The sequence below is a fragment of the Streptomyces sp. NRRL B-24572 genome (genome assembly GCF_002156145.1).
Classification (GTDB): domain Bacteria; phylum Actinomycetota; class Actinomycetes; order Streptomycetales; family Streptomycetaceae; genus Streptomyces; species Streptomyces vietnamensis.
The window spans coordinates 1-9,734 of record NZ_MWIG01000760.1; the positions used below are offsets into that span (position 1 = coordinate 1).

The 9,734-nt window shown below is 74.1% G+C and carries 11 protein-coding genes; 6 read left to right on the forward strand and 5 right to left on the reverse strand.

The window, feature by feature from the left end; genetic code table 11:
• Positions 1 to 897: helix-turn-helix domain-containing protein (locus tag CCN56_RS45665; RefSeq protein WP_373412939.1), on the reverse strand; the 897-nt coding region annotated here is incomplete at its 3' end.
• Between the two features lie 113 nt (positions 898 to 1,010).
• Here CCN56_RS45665 and CCN56_RS35270 point away from each other — a divergent pair.
• Positions 1,011 to 1,208 carry a hypothetical protein gene (locus CCN56_RS35270; RefSeq protein ID WP_086831858.1) on the forward strand — a complete coding sequence of 66 codons (198 nt, stop codon included), beginning with the start codon at positions 1,011 to 1,013 and terminating at the stop codon, positions 1,206 to 1,208.
• Positions 1,209 to 1,255: 47 nt separating this feature from the next.
• Positions 1,256 to 2,113, forward strand: coding sequence for a polysaccharide deacetylase family protein (locus CCN56_RS35275; protein ID WP_086831859.1), 858 nt, complete (start codon positions 1,256 to 1,258; stop codon positions 2,111 to 2,113).
• A 12-nt stretch (positions 2,114 to 2,125) separates the two neighbouring features.
• Here the strand turns inward: CCN56_RS35275 and CCN56_RS35280 are convergent, their stop codons facing one another.
• Genes CCN56_RS35280 through CCN56_RS35290 form a run of 3 tightly spaced genes read right to left on the reverse strand, consistent with a single transcriptional unit; the run spans position 2,126 to position 4,463 of the window.
• Positions 2,126 to 2,776, reverse strand: a complete 651-nt coding sequence (locus CCN56_RS35280; RefSeq protein ID WP_086831860.1) for an ABC transporter — start codon at positions 2,774 to 2,776, stop codon at positions 2,126 to 2,128.
• Positions 2,773 to 3,789 (reverse strand): ATP-binding cassette domain-containing protein, encoded by a 1,017-nt coding sequence (locus tag CCN56_RS35285; protein ID WP_086831861.1) that lies wholly within the window; start codon positions 3,787 to 3,789, stop codon positions 2,773 to 2,775. Before CCN56_RS35285 ends, CCN56_RS35280 begins: the two co-directional genes overlap by 4 nt.
• Positions 3,786 to 4,463: an AIM24 family protein gene (locus CCN56_RS35290; protein WP_086831866.1), complete on the reverse strand. Its 678-nt coding sequence runs from the start codon at positions 4,461 to 4,463 to the stop codon at positions 3,786 to 3,788. Before CCN56_RS35290 ends, CCN56_RS35285 begins: the two co-directional genes overlap by 4 nt.
• A 71-nt stretch (positions 4,464 to 4,534) precedes the next feature.
• Here CCN56_RS35290 and CCN56_RS35295 point away from each other — a divergent pair, with 71 nt between their 5' ends.
• Positions 4,535 to 5,245: an aminoacyl-tRNA hydrolase gene (locus tag CCN56_RS35295; protein WP_086831862.1), complete on the forward strand. Its 711-nt coding sequence runs from the start codon at positions 4,535 to 4,537 to the stop codon at positions 5,243 to 5,245.
• 83 nt (positions 5,246 to 5,328) lie between these two features.
• Positions 5,329 to 6,447, forward strand: coding sequence for a hypothetical protein (locus CCN56_RS35300; protein WP_086831863.1), 1,119 nt, complete (start codon positions 5,329 to 5,331; stop codon positions 6,445 to 6,447).
• On the opposite strand, the gene CCN56_RS35305 is transcribed toward CCN56_RS35300, so the two are convergent.
• Entirely contained in the window at positions 6,430 to 7,383 is a 954-nt protein-coding gene (locus CCN56_RS35305; RefSeq protein ID WP_086831867.1) for a DUF2332 domain-containing protein, read from the reverse strand. The genes CCN56_RS35300 and CCN56_RS35305 overlap by 18 nt on opposite strands.
• Before the next feature lie 168 nt (positions 7,384 to 7,551).
• Between CCN56_RS35305 and CCN56_RS35310 the strand changes: the two genes are divergently transcribed.
• Together CCN56_RS35310 and CCN56_RS35315 are read left to right on the forward strand one after the other, a co-directional pair.
• The gene (locus CCN56_RS35310; protein ID WP_086831864.1) at positions 7,552 to 9,009 is read left to right on the forward strand and encodes a DUF692 domain-containing protein; all 1,458 of its coding nucleotides are present in this window, start codon (positions 7,552 to 7,554) and stop codon (positions 9,007 to 9,009) included.
• 2 nt (positions 9,010 to 9,011) lie between these two features.
• Positions 9,012 to 9,734, forward strand: a 723-nt coding sequence (locus CCN56_RS35315) for a TIGR04222 domain-containing membrane protein (protein WP_086831865.1), incomplete at its 3' end; no start/stop codon positions are given.

Consider the following 9,734-nt stretch of genomic DNA (forward strand, 5'->3'; position numbering starts at 1 on the left):
GTCGAGGACCGCCTCCGGAGCGAACGCCAGTGCCTCTTCCAGAGGCCGCAACCGTCCGGCATCGGCGACGAACGTCTCCGGCGTCATCGCCGCGCCGCGCTCCTCCAGCCAGTCCGACAGCTCGATCACCTCCTCCACCGGTCGCGACCACGCCGCCTCGGTCAGTTCGCGTGCCGCCTCCGGGAACCGCTCTTCCTCCCACATGGCGAGCAAACGGCTCTTGAGCATGTCCAGCGGGAGGTCGCCGACGGCGCTCCGGGACAGCTCCTCCTCCAGGTCCAGGACGTGGTCCCGGAGCTCCCGGGTCTGTCGTTCCGCCTCCGCCCGGAGGGCCTCCGCGTCCTGGAGGTCCTGGCGGAGCCGGGCGACCTGGCGGAGGAGGTCCTCCCGGGCGCGGGCGAGGGCGGACCGCTCCGCACCCCAGTCCAGGCGGAGGCGCGTGAGGTCGTCCGCCACGTCCCGCGCCTCCGCCTCCTTCTTGTCGAGGAGCGCGTTCAAGGCCTCGATGTTGCGGTGCGCCCGCTCCGTGTCACGCCGTGAGCGCGCCAGCTCGTCCCGCAGGCTCTCAAGCCGGAACTCGTCCGGGCTGCAGACCCGCAGCGCCTCGAGGCGCCGGCCTCGCAGCGCCTCCTTCGCCTCCAGCTGGAGCGGGGCTCCGAGGTGGTCCTCGATCTCCTGGACCAGGCGGTCGATGAAGTCCTGGGGCGCGACCCGGCGGCCGGAGAGGTAGCGGGAGACGGCGGACTTGTCGAGGTGGACGCGGTACGCGTACTGGTTCTGGCTGATGCCCAGCCTGTTGAACAGCTCCTTCAACACGTTGCCGAGCGCCGCAACCTCCGGGACCTCTCCGCGCTCGATCTCCGAGGAACTCCCCCGCGTACGGGCCACTTCGGTCATCGCACCCCTCCCCGGAGCATTGCCGCCGCACCGGCAATGGTTGCGGACTGTCGCAACGTATCGGAGGCCGCCGACGGTGGGGGCCCGTACCGGCCACTACCCCGAGGAACCCCATGCGTACGCTCCGCCGGGCCCAGCGCGCCCCGATCGTTCTCGTCGCCACCCTGCCCCTGCTCCTCGTGACCCTCGCCTTCGTCCCCGCCCTGCTCGTCCTCCCCTTCCGCCGGGAGCGGGCCGCGCACGCCGACGCGATGGTGCGTCAGCTCAGCGCGTGGACTCGGGTGCTGCTGCTGTCGAGTCGCGAGCGATAATCACTTTGATCGGTTAACTTCCGATCGTGAACACTTCTGTACGAAAGATGGCGGCGCTCGGTCTTCTGGGCGCCGCCCTCGTCGGCTGCGGCACCGGCGCGGCCGAGACCCCGGCGCCCAAGGCGAAGACGGCCGTCTCCACGAGCCCCTCGGCCGAGCCCAGCGCCGCCGCCCCCGGCCCGAAGCCCGCGCACACGGGGGTGAGGCCGCCGACCATGGCGCCCGGGCCCGGCGGCCTCACCCCCGTGTACACGCACCGCGCCAAGGGCACCGAGAAGGTCGTCGCGCTCACCTTCGACGCCGACATGACGGCCGATCAGGGGCCCCGGGCCGCGCGCGGCGAGCACTTCGACAACCCCGAGCTCATCGCGACCCTGCGCCGGCTCAAGGTGGACGCGACCGTGTTCATGACCGGCCGCTGGGCGGAGGAGTACCCGGACCAGGCCAAGTCCATCGGCGGCGACCCCCGCTTCGAGATCGCCAACCACTCCTACAGCCACTACGCCTTCGCGACCCCCTGCTACGGCCTGCCGACCGTCCCCGGGCCCGACATGGCGTCCGACGTGCAGCGCGCCTTCGACGCCTTCCGGGACGCCGGGGCCGTCAACGTCGTCCCGTACTTCCGCTTCCCCGGCGGCTGCTACGACGACGCGGCCCTGCGCGCCCTCGCCCCCGTCGGGGTCACCGCGGTCCAGTGGGACGTGGTCAGCGGCGACGCCTTCGCGAAGGACGCCGACGCCGTCGCCGAGCAGGTCCTCGACGGGGTGAAGCCCGGTTCGCTCGTCGTCATGCACTGCACGCGCAGCGCGGCCCCCGTGACCGAGCGGGCGATCCGCCGGATCGTCCCGGAGCTCCGGGCCCGCGGCTACCGCTTCGTGAAGGTCTCGGAGCTCATGAGCCGCTGAGACCCCGACGCCTCACTCCAGACGGGCCGTCGCCCGGGACGCGAGCACCGCCGTCGCCGCCGCCAGGAGCAGCGCGCCGGCGCAGGCGAGCCAGGGCGGGTCGGCGGTCGTCGTACGGGCTCCGGCGACGAGGGCGGTCATGGCGTACTTGGCCGGGGAACCGGTCGTCACAAGGGCGAGGAGGGAACCGAGGACCAGGGCCGCGAGGGACCAGCCGGGAGCCCGGACGAACGGGCGGGAGGCCAGCGCGCCGACGACGGCTCCCGTCAGGGCGCAGGCCAGCGCCGCGAGCAGCCCGGCGGAGACGGCGGCGGGCACGGCGACCCCGCGTCGATCGGCGATCGCCGTCACCGCGAGCACGGCGACGGTACCGACGAGGACCGGCCAGGCGGCCCCGGTGAGCAGCGCCGCGAGATGCGCGCGGCCCCGGCCGGCCGCCGCCGCGACCACGCCGCGGGCGGCGGGCGGCTCCTGGGTGAGGCAGATCCGCACGGTCCAGGCGGACACCGGGAGCAGGGCGGCGGCGGTGAAGCCGAGCGCGCCGAGCACCGGTTCGCCGGCCTGGACGCCGACGCCGACGAAGGCCGCGTACAGGAGCAGCGGCGCCAGCCAGCGCTGGGAGCGGAGCAGCAGACCCGACTGGTAGCGCAGGAGCGCCGTCATACCCGTACGCCTTCGGTGCCGAGGTGGTGGATGTGCCAGGAGGCGGCGAGGAGCACGCCGAGGAGGGCGTCGGAGTGCGCGGCGCCCACGGTGAGGACGGCTGTGCGGCCGTCGGCGCCGGGGGCGACCACCGGGTCCCCGGGCAGCCGCCCGGGCAGCGCCGAACCGCCGGAGGCGACGATACGGACGAGGGCCAGGCCCGGAACCGGACCGGTCACGAGCCCGACCGCAGGCGAGAGGCCGGGCCCGACCGCCGCCGCGAGCTCGGGCCCGGCCGCCGGAAGACCGACCGCCGCCGGAAGACCGGGCGCGGCCGCAGCGGACCCCGGCCCGGCCACCGGAAGACCAGTACGCGTCTCCGGCAGGCCGGCCGTCGACGCAGCGGCCCCCGCCGGTGACGGCGTCAGTTCCCGTACTCGGCCCGCCTCCACCCCGTACACGACTCCCGCCTCCCCCTCCAGCCGGCGGGGGTCGTGGTCGACGAAGACGACCGTCGCGCCCGCCCCGAGGCGTTCGCGGACGGCGGTGTCCAGTTCGGCTCGGGCGCCGGTGTCGAGGCCGGTCCAGGCCTCGTCGAGGACGAGCAGGGCCGGGTCGGCGAGGAGGGCCTGGGCGACGGCGACCTTCTGGCTGGTGCCCTTGGAGAGCTCCGCGAGCCCCGTACGCGCGTGCTCGCCGGCCCCGAAGCGCTCCAGCCACTCCCCCGCCCGGGCCCGCGCCGCCGCCCGGCCGAGGCCCTGGACGCGTCCGAGGTGGACCAGGTAGTCGTGGGCCGTGAAGGGGAGGGCGACCGGGAAGCGCTCGGGGACGTACGCGGTGCGGGCGGGGCGGCCGGTGACGCGGCCCTCGGTGGGCGCGTCGATCCCGGCGAGCAGCCGGAGCAGCGTGGACTTGCCGGTGCCGTTGGTGCCGACGACCCGCACGAGGGCGGCGGCGGGCAGGTCGAGCGAGACCTCCCGCAGGACCCACGGCCCGCGGAGGCCGTGCCGCCGCCCGACTCGCTCCAGCCTCAATGCGAGGGGTTCTTCTGCGGGGTGAGCTCGCTCGGCCGGACGACGACGAAGCCCTGGCCCTCCAGCTTCAGCTGCACCGCCTCGCCCGAGCCGCCGCGGATCATCGAGCCGAGGGACTGCGAGCGGTGCAGGGAGGTGTGGAGCTGCTCGCTCCAGCCGACGACGGCGTCGGTGTCGACGTACACCGGGGCCTGCGGGGTGACGGGGATGACGATCGGGTTGCCCTCGCACATCAGGGCGATCTTGCCGTAACCGGAGAAGACGGAGTTGAAGAGGCCGCCGCCGGTCATGCCGGCGCCCTTCACGGTGCGGATGTCGTAGTGGAGGGTGGCGTCGAAGCAGAGCACGTTGCGGCCGTTGACGGTGAAGGCCTCGCACTGCTCGATCTCGACGATGAAGCAGTTCTGCGCCTCGTGCGCGAACCAGGCCTCGCCCTGGCCGCGCACGGCCATCAGCGCCAGGCCCTCGCCGGTGACGGCCCGCTTGAGCATGCCGCCGATGCCCTGGCCCTTGCGCTCGAACTGGAGGTCGCCGCGGAAGGCGATCATCGAACCCTGGCGGGCGTGCATCTCGCCGTTCACGGTGTACTTGACCGATTTGGCGTTCTGGAGGGTCATCCCCGGGAAGGTCGCCGCCTCGGCGAGGTGTTCACCGGCAAAAAGATCGCTCTTCATGAGGGGCATCCTGTCCCGGAAGCGATGATTCCCACAAGAATCGCTCCTCACCTCGATGGCAGACTTGCCGGGTGAGCAGCAACGAGACCGATCTCCGCGACGAGAAGCCCCAGTTCGTCCTCCCCCTGGTCGTCCGGATCGAGCGCGACGCGCCCCCGGCCCGTACCGACGCCCTGGAGACCGCGGCGCGGGCCGTCCTGGAGATCCTGACCGACGACCGCTCCCTCGGCGAGGGCGAATGGGCGCAGGCGATCACCGACTGGCAGGACGCCCGGATCCGCAAGGTGGTGCGCCGGGCGCGCGGCGCGGAGTGGCGGCGCGCGAACACCCTGCCGGGCATCACGGTCACCGGCGCGGAGGCCGAGGTACGGGTCTTCCCGCCGGTCCCGCTGGACGGCTGGCCCAAGGAGCTCGCCAAGCTCCAGGTATCGGGCACCGACCTCGACGACCCGGCCGCGCCCGGCCCCGTACCGGACGGGTCGGCGGTGCTGTGGATGAACCCGGAACTCGACATGTCGGCCGGCAAGGCGATGGCCCAGGCCGGCCACGGGGCGCAGCTGCTGTGGTGGGCGATGGACGAGGCAGACCGCAAGGCGTGGCAGGAGGCGGGCTTCCCGCTCGCGGTGCGGACCGCGACGGCCGAGGCCTGGCCGACCCTGACCACGAGCGGCCTCCCGGTCGTCCGCGACGCGGGCTTCACGGAGATCGCCCCGGGCTCGTGCACGGTGGTGTCCGAGGGCAGCGCCCTCTTCGCCTCCCGCCTGCGTCTCCCCCGGGCCTGACCGCTGCCCGGCCGGTGGCCGCGCGGCCGGGTGTCGGACCCCTGCCGTAGTGTGCGCCGCGTCTACGCCCCTGGGAGATCCACATGTCCGTGCAGGCTCGGCTCCACGCCACCGTCCCCGCTCTCCTGCCCTCGTCGCAGGCAGGTCCTCCGGAGCTCTCGGGACTGCCGGGGCGCAGGCTGCTCGTCCAGCGGAGCGACGACGAGGTCGTGGCGCGACCGCTGGACGACGGCTACGCGGCTCGGCCGGGAGCGGAGATCCGTTTCCCCGCGCCGTGGCCGCGCCGCCGCGGGACGTGGGAGGTGTCGCCCGACGCGAGCCTGGCCGTCTTCGCCGGGGTGCACGCCGTGCGTGCGGTGGAGCCGTCGGGGGCGACGCGCTGGGAGGTCCGGCACGGATGCTGGTACGGGGCGTGCCGGGAGATGCACGAGTCGTACGACGAGTACGCGGAGGACCGGAACCACCGCTACCCCGACGGGGGCTCGGTCGGCTTCTCCGCGGACGGCGCACTCGTCTGGGCCCACGTGCGCGGCCCGCTGCCCGAGGGCGAGCTGACCCCGGACGCCGTCGACGAGTGGCTGGTGATCGACGCCCTCGACGGTCGCGTGCTCGCGCGGGCGGATGCCCGGGCCGCGGCGGCCGGCAGCGACCACGTCCCCCACCCGGCCGATCCCCGTCGGATGGGCCTCGGCATCGGCGAGGGACAGGACGGCGCGCCCCTGCGCCTGGGCAGCTGGGACGGAGAGCGGCTGGACGTCACGTACGTGGAGGGCGACCTCTGTCTGCTGGGCGTGAGTCCGTCGGGCGAGCGGCTCATGACCGTCTCCCACGAGCAGGACACGCTCTCGGTCCGCGACTCCGACGGCCACCCCCTGGAGGGCCTGGAGTGGGACGCCGAGTCCGTGATCCCGCCGCATCCTGACGCTCCGTCGGACGACCCCGAGGAGACACCCGCCTGCTGGGACTGGGCAGGCGGCTTCGTGGACGAGACGACCCTCGTCGTCTCGACCGTGGAGAGCGACGACGAGTGGGGCGAGGTCCGGCACTGGCTGCTCGACACCACGGGCACCCACGGCCTCCGCCGGATCACCTACCCCGCACAGCCCTCCGGTCAGCCGACCGCACTCGGGAACGGCGCCTGGGCGACACCGTCCGAGTCCGGCGACGCCCTGCGTGTCTGGGCGCTAGAACCAGTCCAGTGACTGGCCGTGCGGTCCCATGAAGGCCAGCGGCCGTTCGTCGAGGGCCAGGGCGAACACCGTCCGGTCCTGCGGTGCGGGGCGTGGGAGGCGGGACGCCACGGACGGCAGGACGCTTGTGGCCTCGTTCGAGATCCAGCGGGCGGGGAGGCCGCGCATCGTCTCGGTGAAGGCCTCCCGGGCCTCCGGCGGGAGATAGAACAGGACCGCGCTGTGGAAGACCACGGGTGTGGCGCCCTCGGGGACCTGGGAGACGAGATCCCCGACCGTCTCGTTGAGGTCACCGCGGACGAGGTGCGGAGGCTCCGCGCGCGCGATGCGTACGGCGCTCCGCAACCGGTCCGCGCGGTCCGTCTGTTCGGGCCAGACCAAGGACTCCAGCCACCGCACGTCGTCGGCGTCACGGACGTCGAGGGGGTTGAGGTCGATCCCGGCGCGCCACACGACCTCGGGCAGCCGTTCGGGCAGCGGCACGGGGCCGGACGTGCGGCAGGCCAGGGTGACCGGGCTGTCGGCCGGGCCGAAGGCGGCGCCGTCGTCGTACCGGTACCGGTAGCGGTCCGGGTACAGGCACAGGCCGGCGGAGGCACCGACCTCGATCAGGGCGAGCGGCTGCGGCAGCGACGCGAGCAGCGGGAGCAGGACGGCGCAGCGGCCGGCCTCGTTCGTCTGCGTACGACGCCCCAGCATCGTCGTCCGCACCCGGTCCCAGGAGGCGACGACCCAGGCCGTGAACTCCTCCGGGTCCTGCAGGGGCCCGTCGAGGTGGCGCACCGCCGCCAGGAGCAGGTTCGGCTGCCGCTTCGGCTCGGGCAGTTGCTCGATGAGGGCGACCAGCTTCTCGTCCGCCGCCACACGGACGGCCAGCTCCTCGTAGCGGGCGGAGTGCCCGTGGGCCTCCCGCTCCGCGAAACGTCGGTACAGGTCCGCGGTGTCCATGAACGTGATCTTGGCGGAACAGCAGCCACGGGAGACGGCACGCGTCCCGACTGTCTCGAAGCTCACAGCGGCCGAACCTCAAATGAAGCTCTGAACGTCCCCCATCCGGGATTCGAACGTTCCCGCCCGGGCCATCAGGTGGGGGACTGAGTACCGAAGGAGGGGGACATGACGGAACTCGGCATCGGCATCGGGTGGCGTCCTGAGATCGCCGAGGCGGTGGAGGCGCTGTCCGGAGTCGACTGGGTGGAGGTCGTCGCGGAGAACATCTGCGCGGACCATCTGCCCGACTCCCTGACCCGGCTGCGCGAGCGCGGCGTGACGGTCGTCCCGCACGGCGTCTCGCTCGGGCTCGGCGGCGCGGACCGGCCGGACCCGGCGCGGCTCGCGGCGCTCGGGGAGAAGGCGGTGGCCCTGGGGGCGCCGCTGGTCACGGAGCACATCGCGTTCGTACGGGCCGGGGGGCCGCTCACCGCGACCCCGCTGCTCGAAGCGGGGCACCTGCTGCCGGTGCCCCGGACCCGGGACGCGCTCGACGTGCTCTGCGAGAACGTGCGCATCGCGCAGGACGCGCTGCCCGTGCCGCTCGCCCTGGAGAACATCGCGGCCCTGATCGCCTGGCCGGGCGAGGAGATGACGGAGGGCCGGTTCCTGGCGGAGCTGGTGGAGCGTACGGGGGTACGGCTCCTCATCGACGTCGCCAACCTGCACACCAACCACGTCAACCGCGGCGAGGACCCGGCCCGGGCCCTGTCCGAGCTGCCGGTCGAGGCGATCGCGTACGTGCACGTGGCGGGCGGGGTCGAGCGGGACGGCGTCTGGCACGACACCCACGCCCACCCGGTGCCGCAGCCGGTGCTCGACGTCCTGGCGGACCTCGCGTCCCGGGTGTCCCCGCCGGGGGTGCTTCTGGAGCGGGACGACGACTTCCCGCCGGCGGAGGAGCTCGCGCGGGAGTTGGAGGCGATCAGGACCACTGTGGGCGTGCGTTCCTCCCACGGACTCCGTCCGGGAGGTGCCCCCCGGGCGAGGGGGGTCCCCCCTGTTCGAGCGGAGTCGAGAGCTCGGGGGAGGGTGGACACAGCCCACGCGCACGGCGCCCTTCCGCTGGTACCCGCGCCCCGACGAGCCCCGCTGCTGATCGGCGCCGGGGCGCGCGTCTCGGGAGGCCTGATGCCGGGCGCGACCCCTGTCGTCGAGGACCCCGCAGCGGCAGACGGCGCCCGCCAACGCCTGGCCGTGGCCCAGGCCTCCCTCCTGTCCGCGCTCGTCGCCGGCACCCCCGTCCCCGAAGGCTTCGACACCCGGCGGATCGCGGTCCAGAGCCGCGCCCTCGCCGCCAAGCGGGCCGGGGTCGTCGCGAAGGTCGCGCCGGAGCTGCCGGAGATCCTCGGCAAGGGCTACCGGCCCGCGTTCCTCGCGTACGCCAGGTCCCGTCCGATGACCGGCGGCTACCGCCGGGACGCCCTCGACTTCGTCGAGCACCTGCTGCTCGCCGGCCGCCCGGAGGACCCGGCGGCACGGCGGCGGCTCACGGAGTGGTGGCAGGACCGTTCCGGCAGCCGCCCGCCGGGCCGTGCCACCCGTCTCGTACGGGCCGCCCGTCACGCCCTCGTACGGAGATGACCATGGACCTCCTCATCGCCCTCGTCTACCTGGCGGGCGTCGTCGGCATCGCCCTCGTCATCACCCGGGTCGTCCGGATGCGCGGCGGTACCGGCGGGCCCGTCCACGACCGGTACGAGGTCGCCTTCCTCAACGGCGGCCCGGCCCGCGTCGTCGACACCGCCCTCGCCGCCCTCCAGGCGGACGGCAGGCTCGCGATCGGCGGCCCCGGCATCGTCGCGGTCGTCCGCCCCACCGCACACGACCCCGTGGAGCGTGCCGTACTCCAGGAGCACGCCGCCGCCCCGCACGGGGCCCTGCACCACCTGCGGCTCGGCGTGATGCGGCACCCGGCGGTCCAGGAGATCGGCGACGCCCTCGCGGCGCGCGGGCTCGTCGTCGCCCCGGCGACGCGGCGAACCACGGCGCGCTGGTGCGGCGCCCTCGTCCTGGCGGCCTTCGCTCTCTTCCCCGTCTCGATCGTCCTCACGGTGATCGACCTCGCCGACTCCCCCGAGTTCCGGCTGCCGTTCGTCTTCAAGGTGGCGCCGATGCTGTTCGCCGCCCTGATCACCGGCATCGTCTGCGGGGCGATCGCCGCCCGGCAGGTCACCCCGGCCGGTCGCCGTGCGCTCTTCGAGTACGGGCGGGAGCACGGCCACCTCGCGGACCCCGGCCATCTCGTGGCCGTGCACGGGCTGCGGGCGCTGCCGGACCCGGTGCTCCGGGAGCAGCTCGTCGCCGCC